This window comes from Stenotrophomonas sp. HMWF023, from assembly GCF_003060985.1.
Classification (GTDB): domain Bacteria; phylum Pseudomonadota; class Gammaproteobacteria; order Xanthomonadales; family Xanthomonadaceae; genus Stenotrophomonas; species Stenotrophomonas lactitubi.
On the sequence record NZ_QAIJ01000239.1, the window covers coordinates 16,071 to 33,696 of the forward strand.

Here is a 17,626-nt window from a genome sequence, read left to right on the forward strand (position 1 = left end):
TCAGCGGGTTACCCGGATCACGCCGCAGGCGATGCGGACGCCGGCATTGCCGGCGGGCTGGCTGCGATAGTCGTCGGCCCTGGCATGCACCACCAGTGCACGTCCGGCGATATCCGTGGCGGCGCCTCCACCCAGGGTAACGCCCTTCAGATGCACATCGATGTTGGCACGGCCCTGCGCATCGGCCTGCAGGTTGTCGATGTCGCCCAGATGGTGCTTGCCGCTGCCGGCACGACCGTGCGCGACACCGGCGGGATTGAAGTGGTTGCCGGCGCTGCTGGCGTCCACCGCGCTGCAGTCGCCGCGCTCATGGATGTGGAAACCGGCCTGCTGCATCGGCTGCAGGCCTCCCACCAGACCGGTGAGGTGCACGCCGCCGGGTTCCACCATCAACGCCAGGCGGCCACTGACGATGCTGGCCGAGGCAGGGGCGAGGTTGGCTTCGGCCTGCTTGGCGGTGCTGACCACCGTTGCCGGAGGCGGTGTGGGCTGCGGCTTCTTCGGCGCGCTGCCACAGGCAGACAGGAGCACGGCGGCAGACAGCGGCAGAACGGCGAAGGACAAACGCATCGAGGACTCCTTGCAGGTAACACTACGGACGGCATCGTCCATGGAGGATCAACAGTTCGGCAAGCGGGTGCGAGGATCGCGTGCAGGTACCGTTCAATGGCCACCGCGACGGCGACCGGCGCCCAGCTTGCGGGTAAGCGTATTGCGGCCGAGGCCCAGCCGCGCGGCGGCTTCGGCGCGACGGCCGTGGGTGATCTGCAGCGCGGCCTCCAGCAGGGCGTGGTCGACCCGTTCGCGTACCTGTGCGTGCAGGCCCTCGGTGCCTTCGGCCAGCTGCCGGCGAGCCCATTCGGACAGCAGCGCTTCCCATTGGCCCGGATCACCGGCGGCCGTACTGCTGCGCCGGCTGCGGGTGCGGTTGAGTGCGGTATCGACATCGGCCACGCCAATGGTGTCGGCGGCGGCCAGTGCAGCCATGCGCCAGCACACGTTTTCCAGTTCGCGGACGTTGCCCGGCCAGTCGTGCTCGCGCAGCGCCTGCAATGCAGCCGCGGTCAAGCGCTTGGGCGGCGTATCGAGCTTGCGTGCGGCCGCGGCCAGGAAGGTGGTGGCCAGCTGCGCGATGTCCTCGCGGCGCTCGCGCAGCGGCGGCAGCTGCAGTCGCACCACGTCCAGGCGGTGCAGCAGATCGGCACGGAATTTTCCCTGCGCGACCAGGCCTTCCAGATCCTGATGAGTAGCGGCGACCACACGCACATCGACGCGGATCAGTTCGCGTCCACCCACGCGGAAGAATTCGCCCTGCGCGAGCACACGCAACAGGCGCGTCTGCAGCGGTAACGGCATGTCGCCGATTTCATCGAGGAACAGGGTGCCGCCGTTGGCCTGCTCGAAGCGGCCGATGTGGCGCCGCTGCGCGCCGGTGAACGCACCCGCCTCGTGGCCGAACAACTCGCTTTCCAACAGCTCGGCGGGAATCGCGGCGGTGTTCAGGGCGACGAACGGATGCTGCGCACGCGGTGATTCGCGATGCAGCGCATTGGCCACCAGCTCCTTGCCGGTGCCGGTCTCGCCGATGATCAGCACCGCCAGCGGCGCCTGCGCGAGGCGGCCGATGGCGCGGAACAGCGCGCGCATCGGTGGCGTATCGCCCACCAGTTGCGGCGGCTGGTCGCTGGCGGCTTCTGCGGCGGGAGTCGGCGCGGCCATGGCCGGCGCCACCGCAGGCAGTACGCGCTGGGCCAGTGCCACCGCGTCGTCCAGATCGAACGGCTTGGACAGGAACTCGTGCGCGCCGCCGCGGAACGCACCGGCGGTACTGGCGACGTCGGTGTAGGCCGACATCACCACCACCGGCAGCTGCGGCAGCGCGGCCTTCAGCTTGTCCAGCAGCACCAGGCCATCGTCGCCGGGCATGCGCACGTCGGTGAACAGCAGCGCAGGCGGCGGGCTATCAGCCAGCGCCTGCAGTGCGGGGGCGGCGCTGTCGAAGTCGACCACCTGATAGCCGGCCTCGCGCAGCGCGGTGCACAGCACGAAGCGCACGGCGCGGTCATCGTCGACCACCCAGATGCACGGCGGGGACGCGGAAGACTCAGACATCGCGCGGGGCCTCCTCGGCGGTGGCGGTGCCGTTGCCGATCGGCAGCAGCAGGGTGAATACGGTATGGCCCGGGCGCGACCGGTAGGTCAGCGTGCCGCGATGCTCGCGCGCGACCTGCTGGGCCAGCGCCAGGCCCAGGCCGGTGCCTTCGGCGCGACCGCTGACCAGGGGCAGGAACAGGTGTTCGGCCAGTTCTTCGGGTACGCCACGGCCGTCGTCGGCGATTTCCAGCCGCAACGCCAGGGTGTGCAGCTGCTCGGCGATGCGCACACCGTGTTCAACGCGGGTGCGCAGGGTGATGTTGCCGGCACCGGCCTGGATGGCATTGCGCACCAGGTTCCATACCGCCTGGGTGAGGCGGTCGGCGTCGCCATCGAATTCGGGGATGCTGGGGTCGTAGTCGCGCTGCAGGCGCACCGCCCAGCCGGCCTCGTTCTCGGCCAGGCGCAGCACGCGCTCCAACGCGGCGTGGATGTTCAGCGCCGCATGCGGCGCGGCAGGTGCCGGTGACAGCAGCTGCTCGAGCAGGCCATTGAGCCGCTCGATCTCCGAGCCGATCAGGTCGATCAGTTCGCGTTCGCTGGCATCGCGCTGCGCCGCGCGGCGGGCCAGCAGCTGTGCGGCGCCCTTCAACCCGGCCAGCGGATTGCGCAGTTCGTGCGCCAGGCCCTTCAGCGCTGCGCTGAGCGCGCTGGGCAGGGCCTGGGTCGGGTCGAGCCCGGGGAACTCATCGACCGGATGCGCCTCCAGCAGCCAGCCGCCATCGTCGCGGCGGCTCATCCAGCCTTCGGCAAAACGCGCGGCTTCGCCCGGCAGCGCCAACGCCAGCCGGTTCAGGCGCAGGCTGTCGCGCTCATCGCGTGCCAGGAAATGGGCCAGCGCCTCACCCTGCACTTCCAGCGCGGCCAACGGCTGGCCGAGCAGGCGCCGGCCGCTGACGCCCAGCCAGCGCGCGAAGGCCGGGTTGCAGCCGGCGATGCGGCCATCGGGCCCGGCCCAGGCCAGCGGCGTGCCGAGGGCATCGAGGGACGGCGGGGGCGCGGGGTCGGACATTGCACCAATGTAGTGCAAAACAGGGGCACGGGGTCAGCGCCCTCTCCGGTCGGAAAGGGATCTGACCCCTTGCGCAGGTCGAGCAAGCTCGACCGCTACCGGCGTTGCGGTTACAGCTTCATGTTGAGGCCGACGAAGACCGCGCGGCCCGGGGCGGGCGAGAACATCGGTCGGGCGCTGTCCCAGAAGAAGCTGTCGTACCACGCGTAGGCGTACTCACGGCCGGTGACGTTCTTCAGCTGCAGGTCCACGCTCCAGGCCGGGGTGATCTGGTACTTGGCGCTGAGGTCGAGCACGGCGAAGCCGCCGAACTTGCCCGTGACGTTGCGCTCTTCCAGGTAGTAATCGCCCTGCGCACGCGCCTGCAGGCCCAACTGCAGTGCATCGCTGGTCTGGTAGTCCAGACCGAGATTGCTGATGTGGCGTGGGGTGGCCGCGACTTCGCGTCCCTGCAGCGACACGCCGGGCGTGCGGTCGTCGCGGGTGATCTTCGCCTCCTGGTAGGCATGCGAGACCCACAGGGTCCAGGCGTCTCCCAGCTGCGCGCTGATCTGCGCATCCACACCGCGGCGACGGGTCTTGCCCAGCGTGACCGTCGTGCCGGTGGCCGGCATGTTGGACACTTCGTTTTCCGCGTCCTGCTGCCAGACCGCCAGACGGGCCTGGCTACCGGCAAAGGGCTGGAACTTCAGGCCCAGCTCCATGCCCGTGTTGGTGGAGGGCTGCATCGGTGCCTGCCCCGGGGTGAGGTAGGCCGGCGCGGTGGAACCGGTCAGCACCTGGAACGTGCGGCCCCAATTGGCGTAGACGTGAGTGTGCTCACCCAGGCTGTGGATGACGCTCAGCTTGGGCTGGCCGATGCTGCCGTAGTCCTGCAGGCGACCGGCGGTGCCGTTCATCAACCGGGTGTGGCCTCTGAAACGGTCCACACGGTAGGCCGGGACGATCTTCCATGCGTCGGCTGGCTGGTAGATCGCCTGCACGTACGCGCCCCAGTTGTCGAAACTGTGGCGGTCATTGTTCTGCACGCGTGCCGGCGGACGGCTGAAATCGGTGGGTTCGGCGTAGGCGTAGCGCTCGCGGATGTAGCCGTTGTCCTGCTGCTCGTAGTTCAGCCCGCCCTCCACGGTAAGCGTCGGGTTGGCCTGCCAGGTGAGCGTGCCGAGCAGGCCGGTCTGGCGCTCGTCCCACACACGGCGCTGTCGCGGCAGATTGCCGGTGGGCAGATCGCTGAAGGTCACCCGGCGGTCGTCTTCATAGCGGTTGTAGTACAGCCGCGTGCCGAAGGTCACCGCGTCGCTGAGCTTCATGTCCAGGTGCGCGGCGAACTGGCGCATGTCGCGGTCATCGCCGTCATTGGCGTTGCGCAGGTCGCTGTGGCGGCGGCCCGCATGCAGCTCTTCCGCGGTCATGAAACCAGGTTCGTCGGCCTCGTGATGGTAGGCGCGCGCGGTCAGGCCGATGCGCAGCCCGTCCTCCAGCGAACCGAAGAACCACTTGCCGCCCAGCGAATACTTCTTCGAGCTGTCGTGGTCGCGGTAGCCGTCGCTGGCCTGGGTGCCGACAAAATAGTTCTGCGCGAAGCCGTTGGCTTCGCGGCCCACCGCCAGCTGCATATCGCGGGTGTTGTAGCTGCCATAGGCCAGTCGCGCGTCGGTGTAGGTGCCGCCCTGGCGCGTACCGAAGTTCACGTTGCCGCCGATGTTGTGCAGGCCGTAGCGCGGGTCGTTGGTACCACGCACCACTTCGATGTAGCTGATTTCCAGCGGAAACAGCATGTCGATGAAGCGCTGGTTGCCGCTGTTGACGTTGCTGGGGATGCCGTCGATCAGCGTCTTGATGGCATTGAGGTAGCCCTCGCCGTTGAAGGCGCGGAAGCTGACCTTGCCCGACTCGGCGCCCTGCCGGGTTTCGGTCAGCTGGATGCCGGGCATCTGCCCGAGCAGCTCCCAGCTGTGCGACACATTGCGGTTTTCGATCTGGTCCGCGCCCAGCACGTCCACCGAGGTCAGCACCTGGTGCGCGCTCAGTTGCCCCTCGCTGTGCTGGTGCACATCAACCTTGCCCAGGGTGAGCGCGGCGTCGGCGGACTGGGCGAATGCTTCAGGGGCGAACGGGGCGGCCGCGAGCGCGGCCACCAGCGTGGGAGTCTTCATCGGGAGGCGGGCTGGATGCTGGAAATGAAACTTTATAACATTTCGATTCCGCCAGCCATCCGATGATTGCAGGCCCCTCGACCTTACACGGGGTAGCCGGTGGCTTCCCGGGCCTTCTTCCAGGCAATCTCAAACTCGCGCGCGCTGATCTCGTCGTCTTCGTCGAAATCCATGAACGACACCGGCTGGTCAGCCAGCAGGAAACGATCATCGCTGTGGGCATGCTCATCGGCCCAGACCATCTTGGTGCCGTAGATTTCGACCTGGCGCACGATCTTCTCGCCACGGGCTTCCATCAGCACGTTGCCCTTGCCCAGGCCCGATTCGGCCCAGTGCTTGTAGTACTTCTTCGTGGTGGATTTTGCGTTGTTCTTTGCGTATTTCATTGCATTTGTCCTGGCCGCAGGTGCGGCCGGAAGGTTCGGAATGGCGCCATTATCGCCCAGTGTCGCACTGATCATGATCGCGGCCTGAGCCGGGGCATTGCCCCACTTCAGAGATCGATTACGTGGACCACACCGTTACGTTCGACCGAGAGCCGGGTCAGTGTGCTGACCGAGGCGATCCAGCGCCGGGTGCTAGCTGCATTCACCCGGCCCTCCAGCTGTACGGCATCGAGGTAGCTGGCCGGCCCGCCCACCCAGCCGCCCAGAGTTGCATCCAACGTGCGTTCCAGGCCGGGGTGAAACACCTCCACGCGCTCCTCGGAAATGGGATGCTCGGCGCTGTCCAGCAAGAAACACTGCCCGTGATGGATCATCAACACGGCGCTGATGCGCACGCGCCTACCCATGCAGGCGGGCAGCTCACCGAGGGCCGAGCACTCAATCAGCGCGTCGCCTGTGCCAGCGTCGGCCTCGTTCGCGTGATTGATGTCGCCAACGCTGCCCCTGTCCGTGTTGCCGACGCCCTCGAAGTTCATGAGCAGACACTTACCGTCGGACTTTCCTACCAGGCTGATCGGCCAGCTGGTCTGGAATGCGTCGAGCGACATCTCCACCAGCAGATTCTGGTCCTCGAAGGAGTTCAATTCTTCGATCAACTGCCGGATCGACTTGCCCCGGTTGATCCACTCAGCGACGTACCTACCATCTGTCATCAGGGTCAAAACTCAATGGTGGTGGGAAGTTTCCTACACCGTCACCGGTCCAGGCAGGATGTCACTCGCCACGCACCGGCAACGCCACACCCTTCGGCCACAGCATCCACAGGTTGCCCTGCTGCTTCATGTCGCCGGCCAGCTTGCCGGCGGCATCGCCACTGCCCCAGTACAGATCGGCGCGCACCTCACCGGCAATGGCGCCACCGGTATCCTGCGCGGCCACCGGGCGCACCACCGGCGTGCCGTCCGGGCGCGTGGTCGACAGCCACAGCAGGCTGCCCAGCGGCACCACGGTGCGATCCACCGCCACGCTGTAGCCGGCGGTGAGCGGCACGTTCAATGAACCACGCGGGCCTTCCGGGCTGTCCGGGCTGCGTACGAAGAACACGTAGCTGGGGTTGCTGCGCAGCAGCTCCGGTACGCGCGCCGGATGTGCCTTCGCCCATGCGCGGATCGTGTCCATGGTGACGTCTTCCTTCTTCAGCTCGCCCTGCTCCACCAGCCAGCGGCCGATCGCGCGATAGGGATGGCCGTTCTGCTCGGCATAGGCCAGCCGCACCTGTTTGCCATCGGCCAGGCGCACGCGGCCCGAGCCCTGGATCTGCAGCAACTGCAGGTCCATCGGATCGGTCAGCCAGGCCAGCACCGGCGCTTTGGCACCCTTGCTGGCGATGCTGCCGGCATTGTCGTAGGGCTTGAGCACCTTGCCCTCCACGCGACCGCGCAGGCGCTTGCCCTTCAGTTCGGGGTAGAGACTCTCCAACTGCACCACCACCAGATCATCGGGTTTGCCGTACACCGGCACGGTGGCCTTGTCGGTGCGGGTGAGGCTGCCCGGGTAGATGGGCTCGTAATAGCCGGTGATCAGGCCGTCGGCGCGATGGCCACCGGCGCGCAGGGAATAGACGTCGAGATCGCGCTGCAGGAATGCGCGGATCGCGCTGGCGTCCTTGTCGGACACGGTGCTGGCGGTCGCGCAGGGCCTGGCCCAGGTCGCATCGTTCTTCAGCCGGGTGCAGCTGCTGCGCCAGGCGGCGAAGCCTGCCTGCAGGTCGGCATCGGATACGGCCGGCAACGTCTTCCAGTCGACCTTGGCGTAGGTCGCGGCAGGCTTCATTGCGGCAGGCGCTTCGGGACGGGTGCCGGTGGTGGAACAGCCAGCAAGCACGGCAAGCGCAAGAAGGCTCCAGCACGTGCGGTTGAAGGGGGCGATGAGGTCAGTCATTGCCCCAATGTAGTGCAATCGGGCATGGCGCAGGACCGGGATCGCATCCTGCGCCACACGATGGACCCTATCGCTTGCCGCCCAGCAACTCACTGCTGCGGGTGGCGAACACCGGCGGCGGCACGTCCAGCACGGTATCGCGCACGACGCGACCGGCGAGGAAGTCGACGATGCTGCGGGCGATGGCCGGGTTGCCTGTCCACAACTCGTTGTGATGGCTTGCATTGCGCACCAGCAGCGAGTGGCCGTTGCTGAAGCCCGGCCGCAGTGCCTCGGCGTTGGCCGGGGGCGTACGGCCATCCAGCGTGCCACTGATGAACAGCACCGGCACGTCGCTGTGCAGCGGGCCGCGGAAGCCCTCACCCAGATCGGCCAAGCCGAGGCCGTCGCCGATGGCCGGGAACGGGAAGTTCAGCCCGTCGCCGAACAGGCTCTGGCGTGCCTGTGCTTCGGCCAGTGCCCGGCGCTGCGGACTCTGCCCGGAGGCGACGTCCATCGCCAGACCCATGGCCGGGAACTGCGCGTACTGGGCGCGCCCGATCAGCACCATATCTGCCAGCGGGTCGTAGTTGCCCGTCTCGGCCTCACGCAGCACCAACGGCAGCCATTGCTGGGGGATGCGTTGCCCCAGCATGTTGGCGATGACGGTCTGTGCGTCGTACAGGCCGATGGTGACCTGCTTGCCCTCATGCATGTGGCTGCGGCCCTGCCGCGGCTGCTCACGCAGCGCCTGCAGCACGCGGGTGACCGATCCGGCGAGGTCATCGAAGCCATCCTTGCGGGCAAGCACCGCCAGCTCCTGCAGCAATGCGTCGCTGCTCAGCGGCAGCTTCAGCGTGTCGTCGGGACCTTCGGATCCCATCAGCACCACGCGCTCTAGACCGGCACCGTGCAGGCGCACCGTGGCCAAGGCCAGATGGGTGCCATAGCTCATGCCCCATAGGCTGATCTTCGGCACGTCCAGCGCGCGCCGCAGGTCGTCGAGGTCACCGGCACTCTCTGCCGTGGTGTAAGCGCCGAGATCGACACCGGCCTGACGCCAGAACGCTACGCACTTCGCCGCCGTGGCCTGCACTGCGGCCAGGGCCGTATCGCGCTGCAGCGGTTGGGCGTCGTCAAAACGTGTTTCATGCGGACATTCCGGCGGCGGCTCGGACAGGCCAGCACCGCGCTGGTCGAGCAGCAGCACGTCCGCCTCGCGCCGCACCTGGTCGAACACCGGCCAGCGCGGACCGCGCGCGGTATCGATACCAGAACCACCCGGACCACCGGCCAGGTAGACCACCGGTGCGGCGCGACCATTGCGGGCCGTCGCACGCAGGCGCACCACCTTCAGGTGCAGCCGCGGACCGTCCGGCTCGCTGTGCCGACGCGGCACCTCCAGCGTGGCGATCTCGGCAGGAATATCGCCATGGTTCTTCGTCTGCAGTGTGTAGGGCTCGAAGGCCAGCGCCGCCGGACCGGCCTGCGCGGGAAGGGCAGCGGCGAGGGCCAGGCAGAGCGCGGCGAGGGTGACGGACATGACAGGGCGACGAAGCGGGAAGCTGCCGGAGGAAGTAGAAGCGCTGCGGGTCATGTTGGGCTCCGATGGAAGGATGTGCGTCGCCAGCATCTGCCTCCCCGCCGCGCTGCGGACGTGTCCATCTGCCGAACGTCTCCAGACGGCAGCCCAATGTCTCCGTGCAGCCGATACGATGGCCGCCATGCAGATCCCACGAACCCTGGCTGTCCTTGCTGTACTGCTTGCGGCCGTGGCCGCGTGGCTGATCGTGTCGACGCCGCCACCGGAAATGAGGGTTGTGCAGGGCGCACAGATGGCACCCGCGAATGTCGGGGCATCCGGCGGTCTGCCAACGCACCCACCGCAGAACCTGGCTTGGCGGCCGCTGGACCAGCAGCAGCTGGCGGAGTGGCATGGCCCGTACTGGCTGCGCTGGCATGTGCCAGCGCCGGAAAGCGGCGCCGATCATGGACGTACAGTGAGGCTGTCGTTGCGCGCTGCCAGCCAGCTGTACTGGAACGGGATGCCATGGATCAGCAATGGCGCCGTTGGTCGCACGCCGGAAGAAGAGAAGCCGGGGCGCGTAGACGTCGTGCGCGTGCTACCGCCGCCGTCGGGCAACGCTACCGATGAACTGCTGGTGCTTGCATCCAGCCAGCAGCAGCGTTTCGCCCTGCATGGCGCAGATGCGATGCTGCTGATCGCGCCAGCCCCCGTGCTGTACGGCCAGATCATCCTGCCATGGCTGATCGCGGCCTTCGCCACCGGTGCGCTGGCAGCCGCATGCCTGTATTTCCTGGCGGTGCTGCGTGGGCAGACACGCACGCCCGGCGCGCGCCTGCTGCTGGCATTGGGTGTGGTGGGGCTGGCGCTGCCCGCGGTCGAGGCCTGGCGATCATTGCTGGGCTACCCCTACCCGTGGCACGGCGTTCGCCTGGTCGCGCTGCTTGCGCTGCATGTCATCGCGGCCGTGCTGCTGCCGGCCTATCTTGCGCGTCGCTTCGAGGTGGCCGTGCCCAAGGCGGGTGGTTTCATCTATCTGGCGCTGATCATGGCCGCGGCCATCGCACTGCCCGGCTTCGACACCCGCTCAGCGGCGGTGCTGCTGTTGAGCCTGCTCGCCTCGATGTGGGTGCTGCTGCGCACGCCTTCCGGGCAGGAAGACCGATGGCCGATCCTGGCGCTGCTGTCTGCGGGCCTGGTGGCGCTGCTGGTCGCACGCGGTGCCTTCCTTGATGGCCCTTACTTCCTGCTGCTGGCGGTGCTGATGGTGTTCCTGCTTCTGCGCCACGCAGCCCAGTTGCAGGCGCTGGACCGGCACAACGCCTGGCTGCGCGAAGAGCGCGCGCGGCTTTCGTTGCAGTTGTTGCAACGGGGTATCCAGCCGCACTGGCTGATGAACACGCTGACCTGCCTGCAGGAACTGATCGAGCAGTCGCCGATGCGCGCGAGCCGCCTGGTGGAGTCGCTGGCCGATCAGTTCGATCGCCTGCGCGACAGCAGCAGCCGGCAGAGCGTTCCCTTGCAGGACGAACTGGCGTTGTGCCGCAGCCATCTGGATATCGTCGGCCTTGCCCTGGACCAGCGCATGGTGCTGGAGGTTGATGGCGAGGATGCGGCGATTTCGCTGCCGCCAGGCATCCTGCACGCACAGGTGGAAAATGCACTGACCCATGCCGGCGCTGTTGCCTGCGCACGGCACCCTTTCCGCCTGCGCGTGCAGCGCGACAACATGCGCTGGATTCTGGAACTGCGCAGTGCGCGAGGTTCGGCCCCGCATCGCGGCCGTGGCACCGGCACCCGCTACATCGAGGCCAGCCTGGCAGCGGCCAGCCCCGCCGGCTGGAGCTTCATACAGGGCATCGACGGTGACCACTGGTGCGGCCGGATCGAGCTGACATGCGCATCCTGATCGTCGAGGACGAACCCCTGGTGCGGCAGCGCTTGCTGCGCCTGTGCAGCGAATTGGTCGGTGCACGGGCGCGTTTCGATGCGGTAGCCGATCTGGAAGCGGCCGGTGACCGGTTGCAGCGCAGCGTCTATGACGGCCTGCTGCTTGACCTCAACCTTGGCGGCGACGATGGCTTCGAGCTGCTGCGCCGTGCTGTTGCCGGGCGCTACCAGTGCGTGGTGGTGTCGGCACACCGCGAGCGCGCATTGCAGGCGTTCGAACATGGCGTACTCGACTTCGTGCCCAAGCCTTTCTCACGCGAGCGCTTGGCTCAAGCGCTGGAGCGGCTGCTCGACACCGGTGGTGTCCGCGCCGGCCGCGCGCGGTATCTGGGTATCTGGCGCGCGCAGGGCACAGCGACCGTCGAACTGGCGGACGTACTCTGGATCCGCGCCGACGGCGACTACAGCCAGGTGCGCTTGCGCGACGGCCGCAGCGAACTGCATGACAAATCCCTGGCCGCGCTGGCCACGGTACTGCCTGCGGATTTCGTCCGCTGCCACCGTTCCTACCTGGTCAACCTGCGTCAGATCCGCACGCTCCACGCGGCCTCAGGCAGCCGCTACTGGCTGGTGTTGAGCGACGGCAGCGAGTTGCCGGTTGGGCGTGCGCATGTGGCGGCAATACGCGCTGCGCTGGGAATGGAGTGAGGCTGCCAGCCATGGGCTGGCACTACTGGCTCATGGGGTCTGCAGCAGCAGCGAGTGCAGGATGCGTGCGTCTTCGGCGTCGAGTGTTTTCGGCAGGGTGTCGCTGGCACGGAAACGGCGGTGGAACGCCCGTACTGCTGCTTCGCGGTTGTCGAGCGGATAACCGAAACGCGCCAGCGCGGCCCATGCATCGAAGCCGTCCGGCGCAGCACCATCGGCAGCGCGCGGCCACACGCCGAAACCGGCTTCAGCCAGCTGCTGCCACGGGAAGAAGCGGCTGGGATCTTCCTTGCGCGTCGGCGCCAGGTCGGCGTGGCCGATCACCTGCCGCGGTGGGATGTTCAGCCGTTCAGTGAGATCGCGCAGCAGCACGATCAGCGATTCGATCTGCGCGGGGCTGAAGGGCGTACGGCCGTCATTGTCCAGCTCGATGCCGATGGATGCAGAGTTGAGGTCGGTGATGGTGCCCCAGCGCCCGGAACCGGCATGCCAGGCGCGGCGCTCATCGGCTACCAGCTGGTAGCGGTGGCCATCGGCGCCGATCAGATAGTGCGCACTGACCCGCCCGCCGCTGTTGGCGGTACGCAGCGTGTGCAGGCTCTGCTGCACCGATTTCTGCTCGGTATGGTGGATGACGATGATGACCGGCGTGCGCGCGTTCTGGTTCGGTGACGGCACCCAGGTGGCGAGCGGGTTGCGGATTTCCTGCGGCGTGGAGGCGCAGGCGGCCAGCAGCAGGCAGGCCGAGAGCATCAGGGAGGTGCGGATCGGGTGCATGCCCTGATTGTGCGCGATAAGCCCGGACGATGCAGTAGAGCCACGCCATGCGTGGCTGGGCCACCGACCGTGCCGACCAACGGTCGGCACCCAACAGGGCAGGAGCAGTGCCAAGCAAGCTTGGCAGCTACCAGAACGGGCGGGCGGCCCGTGCGGGCCGCCCACCACTGCATCAGGCCTCGTAGGCCGATTCACCATGCGAGGTCACATCCAGGCCGGTACGCTCGGCCTCCTCGGTCACCCGCAGGCCGACCACCACCTTGACCAGCAGCAGGATGGCCGCGGTCACCACGGCCGACCAGACCACGGTGAGGCCGACGCTGACCACCTGCACCCATACCTGGTGGCCGATATCCAGATCGGCCTTGGTGCCGCCCAGCGACTGCGCGCTGAACACGCCGGTGAGGATCGCGCCGACGATACCGCCCACGCCATGCACACCGAACACGTCGGCAGTGTCGTCCACCTTCAGCAGACGCTTGAGGCCGGTCACGCCCCACACGCAGACCACGCCGGCCACCAGGCCGATGACGATCGCGCCGAGCGGGCCAACAGTGCCGCACGCCGGGGTGATGCCGACCAGACCCGCCACCGCACCCGAGGCTGCGCCCAGTGCCGACGGCTTGCCCTTGCTGATCGCTTCCACCAGCGTCCAGCCCAGCACCGCTGCGGCCGTGGCCAGCACGGTGTTGAGGAAGGCCAGCGAGGCGACGGTGTCAGCGGCCGCAGCAGAACCGGCATTGAAGCCGAACCAGCCGACCCACAGCAGCATCGCGCCGATATAGGTGAACGGCACGTTGTGCGGCTTCAGTGCAGTCTGCCCATAGCCCAGGCGCTTGCCGACGAACCATGCAGCGACCAGACCGGCCACGCCGGCGTTGATGTGCACCACGGTGCCACCGGCGAAATCGATCGCGCCCATCTCACCCAGGTAGCCACCACCCCAGACGATGTGCGCCATCGGGATGTAGCTGAGGGTGAACCACAGCGCCGAGAACAGCAGCACCGCGCGGAACTTGATGCGCTCGGCGAAGGCACCGACGATCAGCGCGGTGGTGATGCCGGCGAAGGTCGACTGGAAGGCGACGAACAGGTAATCCGGCAGGCCCTTGATCGGCGTGTTGCCCACCGACTCCGGGGTGAAGCCCTTGAGGAAGGCGAATTCGGTGAACGAGCCGAAGAACGGATTGCCGGCGCTGAACACTGCGCTGTAGCCATAGGCCACCCACAGCAGCAGCACCAGCGAGAACACCACCAGGATCTGGCTGAGCACCGACAGCACGTTCTTCGAACGCACCAGGCCGCCATAGAACAGGGCCAGGCCCGGCACCACCATCAGCAACACCAGCAGGGTGGAGGTGAGCATCCAGGCGACGTCGCCATGGTCGTAGGCGGGCGCCGCCACCGCTTCGGCAGCAGCCGGCGCAGCGGCGGTCGGGTCCTGCAGGGGCTCGACGGCCACGGCCTCGCTCTGCAGCGGCGTGACCTGGACCTGGGCATGTGCACTGCCTGGCCAGGTACCGGCGGCCAGCGCGCTGAACAGCATCAGCAGGCACACCAGATGGAACCGGGCTTGCCACCCGGTGAGAAGGCGCATCTTCATGGGGGAGTCTCCGGAAGGGGGCTTACAGTGCGTCGGCGCCGATTTCGCCGGTGCGGATGCGGATGACCTGCTCGACAGCGGTCACGAAGATCTTGCCGTCGCCGATCTTGCCGGTGCCTGCAGACGACTGGATCGCTTCGATCACGGCATCAGCACGCTCGTCGGTGACGACGGTTTCGATCTTGATCTTGGGCAGGAAGTCGACAACGTACTCGGCACCGCGATACAGCTCGGTGTGGCCCTTCTGGCGGCCGAAGCCTTTCACTTCGGTCACGGTGATGCCCGACACGCCGGCATCGGACAGGGCCTCGCGGACCTCGTCGAGCTTGAACGGTCGGATGATGGCGGAGATCAGTTTCATGCGCATGTCCCGATGGTGGATGGGGCCAGCGCGCCAACGCGCGATGGCATCAGGCAACCACGGGCCATCGTGGTGATGGCCGTGGCTGTTGCACCGGACACGAACCGGGCCGGGACAGCCGTGCCTCTCTCCTTGCACGGCCGACGCGGGAGGGAGGGCGGCCCATATCGCGTATCCGGTCTCTCTTGCCCCTGGATCGACGGACCAACGGTCCGCTCTGCCAGTTCAGCGGGCCAGCGCCCCGCTCTACCACGGCGGACACAAGGTCCGCGTTGCGGCTCCCCAGCCGCGAAGACGGATGCGATGGCGGCAGGTGGGAGGGGTTACCCACCGCCATCGCAACCGGTCAGCTGGCGTAGTACAGCTGGTATTCCAGCGGGTGGGTCGCCGCGCGGAACTTGGTCACTTCCTGCATCTTCAGCGCGATGTAGCCGTCGATGAAGTCATCACTCATCACGCCACCGGCCTTGAGGAACTCACGGTCCTTGTCCAGCGCTTCCAGGGCCTGGTCCAGCGAGGAGCAGACCTGCGGGATCAGCTTCTCTTCTTCCGGCGGCAGGTCGTACAGATCCTTGTCGCTCGGTGCGCCCGGGTCGATCTGGTTCTTGATGCCGTCCAGGCCGGCCATCATCAGCGCGGTGAAGGTCAGGTAGCCCGACTGGATCGGATCGGGGAAGCGCATTTCAATGCGGCGCGCCTTCGGGTTGGACACCCACGGAATGCGGCACGAGGCCGAACGGTTGCGCGCCGAGTAGGCCAGCATCACCGGGGCTTCGTAACCCGGCACCAGGCGCTTGTAGCTGTTGGTGCCCGAGTTGGCGAAGGCGTTGATGGCCTTGGCGTGCTTGAAGATGCCGCCGATGTACCACAGCGCCATCTGGCTCAGGCCGCCGTAGCCGTCACCGGAGAACAGGTTGGTGCCGCCCTTGGACAGCGACTGGTGCACGTGCATGCCGCTGCCGTTGTCGCCGACGATCGGCTTGGGCATGAAGGTGACGGTCTTGCCGTTGCGGTGGGCGACGTTCTTGATGACGTACTTCATCCGCAGCAGTTCGTCGGCCTTCTGCACCAGGGTGCTGAACTTGGTGCCGATCTCGCACTGGCCGGCGGTGGCCACTTCGTGGTGCTGCACTTCCACTTCGATGCCGACCTGTTCCAGGGTCTTGCACATCTCCGCACGCAGGTCGTGCAGGGTGTCGGTCGGCGGCACCGGGAAGTAGCCGCCCTTCACGCCCGGACGGTAGCCGCTGTTGGCGCCGTCGTACTTGGCGCCGCTGTTCCACGCCGCTTCTTCCGAATCGACCTGGAAGAAGGTGTGGCCCATTTCATTGGCGAAGCGCACCGAATCGAAGATGAAGAACTCCGGCTCCGGGCCGAAGAACGCGGTTTCGGCGATGCCCGAGGACTTCAGGTACGACTCGGCGCGCTTGGCGATGCCGCGCGGGCAACGGCCGTACGGCTGCATGGTGGCCGGGTCGAGGATGTCGCAGCTGATCACGATGGTCGGATCGGCGTAGAACGGGTCGACGTAGGCGCTGGCGGTATCCGGCAGCAGCACCATGTCCGATTCGGCGATGCCCTTCCAGCCGGCGATCGAGCTGCCATCGAACATCTTGCCTTCTTCGAACAGCGACGGCTCGACGATGCTGACCGGGAAGGTCACATGCTGTTCGACACCACGCATGTCGACGAAGCGCAGATCGACGAACTCGATCTGGTTGTCCTTGATCAGCTTCTCTACGGTTTCCACGGACATCGGTACGACCTCGGATGGGGATGAATGCCTGCTGAGGTACAGCAATGACCGTGCCAACTTTTCGGCTTTCACAAGTCGTTGATTTCAAAGCCGCTGCCCCAGCGGGGTGCAGAACCATGTGCACCAAACGGGTGCGCCGATGACCGGACGCACCCGTTTGGTGCGGCATGGATCGTCTATTCTTTCGAGCTTCTTCCGCCGCCGGCACCCGCACCGTCCATGTCCGATCTGCTCTCCGCCCTGCTGCTGGGCATCCTCGAAGGCTTGACCGAATTCCTGCCGATCTCCAGCACCGGCCACCTGCTGATCGCCCAGCACTGGCTGGGCGCGCGATCGGATTTCTTCAATATCATCATCCAGGCCGGTGCGATCCTGGCCGTGGTGCTGGTGTTCCGCCAGCGCCTGCTGCAGCTGGCCACCGGCTTCGGCCAACGCGAGAACCGTGAGTACGTGTTCAAGCTCGGCGCGGCCTTCCTGGTGACCGCTGTGGTCGGCCTGGTGGTGCGCAAGGCTGGCTGGTCGCTGCCGGAAACCGTGAGCCCGGTGGCCTGGGCGCTGATCATCGGCGGCATCTGGATGCTGCTGGTGGAGGCCTATACCGCGCGCCTGCCCGACCGCGACCAGGTGACCTGGACGGTCGCCATCGGCGTCGGCCTGGCGCAGGTGGTGGCCGGTGTGTTCCCCGGCACCTCGCGCTCGGCTTCGGCGATCTTCCTGGCCATGCTGCTGGGCCTGAGCCGCCGCGCGGCCGCCGCCGAGTTCGTGTTCCTGGTCGGCATTCCCACCATGTTCGCCGCCAGCGCCTACACCTTCCTGGAACTGGCCAAGGAAGGAAACCTGGCCAGCGAGAACTGGACCGACGTCGGTGTCGCCTTCGTTGCCGCCGCCATCACCGGCTTCGTCGTAGTGAAGTGGCTGATGGGCTACATCAAGTCGCATCGCTTCACGGCCTTCGCCCTTTACCGCATCGCCCTGGGCGCTGCGTTGCTGCTGTGGTTGCCGTCCGGCAGCTGAACAGCGCCGGGGCACGGTAACCCCGTTGCCGGCCCCGATCCGTTTCCCCCTCGGTTCCCCAAGGAGAATCACCATGAACCGCAAGCTCACCCTGTTCCTCCCGCTGGCCCTGCTGGCCGCCTGCAGCCAGACCCCCGCCCCGGCCGGTACCGGCGGTGACGACCTGGCCCCGGCTGCGGCAAAGGCCGGCGACCAGAAGGCGCTGGCACACCTGGATGCGCAGCGCCTGCAGAGCCAGCACTGGCTGCTGCAGCAGGCCACCGCGGCCGATGGCAAGCGCATCGATGCGCTGTTCGCCCGCGAAGACAAGCCGGTCACCCTGGACTTCGCTGATGGCCGCCTGTCGGTCAGCAACACCTGCAAC

Annotated in this window: 15 protein-coding genes and 1 pseudogene; 4 read left to right on the forward strand and 12 right to left on the reverse strand. The window is 67.1% G+C overall.

The window, feature by feature from the left end:
* From DBR20_RS13160 to DBR20_RS13195, 8 genes are all read right to left on the reverse strand, one after another.
* A complete protein-coding gene (locus DBR20_RS13160; RefSeq protein ID WP_108266491.1) occupies positions 1-570 on the reverse strand; it encodes a superoxide dismutase family protein in 570 nt (189 codons plus the stop codon).
* 93 nt (positions 571-663) lie between these two features.
* Positions 664-2,112 (reverse strand): nitrogen regulation protein NR(I), encoded by a 1,449-nt coding sequence (gene ntrC, locus DBR20_RS13165; protein ID WP_108266492.1) that lies wholly within the window; start codon positions 2,110-2,112, stop codon positions 664-666.
* On the reverse strand, positions 2,105-3,166 hold the full coding sequence (locus DBR20_RS13170) for an ATP-binding protein (protein WP_105164911.1): 1,062 nt from the start codon (positions 3,164-3,166) through the stop codon (positions 2,105-2,107). Before DBR20_RS13170 ends, ntrC begins: the two co-directional genes overlap by 8 nt.
* Positions 3,167-3,276: 110 nt before the next feature.
* On the reverse strand, positions 3,277-5,322 hold the full coding sequence (locus DBR20_RS13175) for a TonB-dependent receptor (RefSeq protein ID WP_108266493.1): 2,046 nt from the start codon (positions 5,320-5,322) through the stop codon (positions 3,277-3,279).
* Between the two features lie 83 nt (positions 5,323-5,405).
* On the reverse strand, positions 5,406-5,708 hold the full coding sequence (locus tag DBR20_RS13180) for a hypothetical protein (protein WP_108266494.1): 303 nt from the start codon (positions 5,706-5,708) through the stop codon (positions 5,406-5,408).
* A gap of 107 nt (positions 5,709-5,815) precedes the next feature.
* A complete protein-coding gene (locus DBR20_RS22360) occupies positions 5,816-6,430 on the reverse strand; it encodes a hypothetical protein (protein WP_219927811.1) in 615 nt (204 codons plus the stop codon).
* A gap of 52 nt (positions 6,431-6,482) precedes the next feature.
* Positions 6,483-7,649, reverse strand: a complete 1,167-nt coding sequence (locus DBR20_RS13190; protein WP_108266495.1) for an MltA domain-containing protein — start codon at positions 7,647-7,649, stop codon at positions 6,483-6,485.
* 67 nt (positions 7,650-7,716) lie between these two features.
* Complete coding sequence (locus tag DBR20_RS13195) at positions 7,717-9,171, reverse strand: alpha/beta hydrolase (RefSeq protein ID WP_258223353.1); 1,455 nt, start codon at positions 9,169-9,171, stop codon at positions 7,717-7,719.
* Between the two features lie 181 nt (positions 9,172-9,352).
* Between DBR20_RS13195 and DBR20_RS13200 the strand changes: the two genes are divergently transcribed.
* Positions 9,353-11,062: a sensor histidine kinase gene (locus DBR20_RS13200; protein WP_108266507.1), complete on the forward strand. Its 1,710-nt coding sequence runs from the start codon at positions 9,353-9,355 to the stop codon at positions 11,060-11,062.
* Positions 11,050-11,751 carry a LytTR family DNA-binding domain-containing protein gene (locus tag DBR20_RS13205; RefSeq protein ID WP_108266496.1) on the forward strand — a complete coding sequence of 234 codons (702 nt, stop codon included), beginning with the start codon at positions 11,050-11,052 and terminating at the stop codon, positions 11,749-11,751. The genes DBR20_RS13200 and DBR20_RS13205 overlap by 13 nt, the downstream gene beginning before the upstream one ends.
* Before the next feature lie 30 nt (positions 11,752-11,781).
* Here the strand turns inward: DBR20_RS13205 and DBR20_RS13210 are convergent, their stop codons facing one another.
* The 4 genes from DBR20_RS13210 to glnA form a co-directional block, all read right to left on the reverse strand.
* The gene (locus tag DBR20_RS13210) at positions 11,782-12,528 is read right to left on the reverse strand and encodes an N-acetylmuramoyl-L-alanine amidase (RefSeq protein WP_108266497.1); all 747 of its coding nucleotides are present in this window, start codon (positions 12,526-12,528) and stop codon (positions 11,782-11,784) included.
* Positions 12,529-12,700: 172 nt separating this feature from the next.
* Positions 12,701-14,131 (reverse strand): ammonium transporter, encoded by a 1,431-nt coding sequence (gene amt / locus DBR20_RS13215; protein ID WP_108266498.1) that lies wholly within the window; start codon positions 14,129-14,131, stop codon positions 12,701-12,703.
* Between the two features lie 22 nt (positions 14,132-14,153).
* Positions 14,154-14,492, reverse strand: coding sequence for a P-II family nitrogen regulator (locus DBR20_RS13220; protein ID WP_004134334.1), 339 nt, complete (start codon positions 14,490-14,492; stop codon positions 14,154-14,156).
* 346 nt (positions 14,493-14,838) lie between these two features.
* Positions 14,839-16,248 carry a type I glutamate--ammonia ligase gene (gene glnA / locus DBR20_RS13225; RefSeq protein ID WP_089241713.1) on the reverse strand — a complete coding sequence of 470 codons (1,410 nt, stop codon included), beginning with the start codon at positions 16,246-16,248 and terminating at the stop codon, positions 14,839-14,841.
* Between the two features lie 219 nt (positions 16,249-16,467).
* Between glnA and DBR20_RS13230 the strand changes: the two genes are divergently transcribed.
* Positions 16,468-17,262: an undecaprenyl-diphosphate phosphatase gene (locus DBR20_RS13230; protein WP_089241715.1), complete on the forward strand. Its 795-nt coding sequence runs from the start codon at positions 16,468-16,470 to the stop codon at positions 17,260-17,262.
* A 73-nt stretch (positions 17,263-17,335) separates the two neighbouring features.
* A pseudogene (locus DBR20_RS23180) lies at positions 17,336-17,626 on the forward strand (hypothetical protein); the annotation flags it as partial.

Excerpts from the sequence above, each read along its gene's own strand:
- DBR20_RS13160 (WP_108266491.1), bottom strand. The coding sequence starts at position 570 with ATGCGTTTGTCCTTCGCCGTTCTGCCGCTGTCTGCCGCCGTGCTCCTG.
- ntrC (WP_108266492.1), bottom strand. The coding sequence starts at position 2,112 with ATGTCTGAGTCTTCCGCGTCCCCGCCGTGCATCTGGGTGGTCGACGAT.
- DBR20_RS13170 (WP_105164911.1), bottom strand. The coding sequence starts at position 3,166 with ATGTCCGACCCCGCGCCCCCGCCGTCCCTCGATGCCCTCGGCACGCCG.
- DBR20_RS13175 (WP_108266493.1), bottom strand. The coding sequence starts at position 5,322 with ATGAAGACTCCCACGCTGGTGGCCGCGCTCGCGGCCGCCCCGTTCGCC.
- DBR20_RS13180 (WP_108266494.1), bottom strand. The coding sequence starts at position 5,708 with ATGAAATACGCAAAGAACAACGCAAAATCCACCACGAAGAAGTACTAC.
- DBR20_RS13190 (WP_108266495.1), bottom strand. The coding sequence starts at position 7,649 with ATGACTGACCTCATCGCCCCCTTCAACCGCACGTGCTGGAGCCTTCTT.
- DBR20_RS13195 (WP_258223353.1), bottom strand. The coding sequence starts at position 9,171 with ATGTCCGTCACCCTCGCCGCGCTCTGCCTGGCCCTCGCCGCTGCCCTT.
- DBR20_RS13200 (WP_108266507.1), top strand. The coding sequence starts at position 9,353 with ATGCAGATCCCACGAACCCTGGCTGTCCTTGCTGTACTGCTTGCGGCC.
- DBR20_RS13205 (WP_108266496.1), top strand. The coding sequence starts at position 11,050 with ATGCGCATCCTGATCGTCGAGGACGAACCCCTGGTGCGGCAGCGCTTG.
- DBR20_RS13210 (WP_108266497.1), bottom strand. The coding sequence starts at position 12,528 with ATGCACCCGATCCGCACCTCCCTGATGCTCTCGGCCTGCCTGCTGCTG.
- amt (WP_108266498.1), bottom strand. The coding sequence starts at position 14,131 with ATGAAGATGCGCCTTCTCACCGGGTGGCAAGCCCGGTTCCATCTGGTG.
- DBR20_RS13220 (WP_004134334.1), bottom strand. The coding sequence starts at position 14,492 with ATGAAACTGATCTCCGCCATCATCCGACCGTTCAAGCTCGACGAGGTC.
- glnA (WP_089241713.1), bottom strand. The coding sequence starts at position 16,248 with ATGTCCGTGGAAACCGTAGAGAAGCTGATCAAGGACAACCAGATCGAG.
- DBR20_RS13230 (WP_089241715.1), top strand. The coding sequence starts at position 16,468 with ATGTCCGATCTGCTCTCCGCCCTGCTGCTGGGCATCCTCGAAGGCTTG.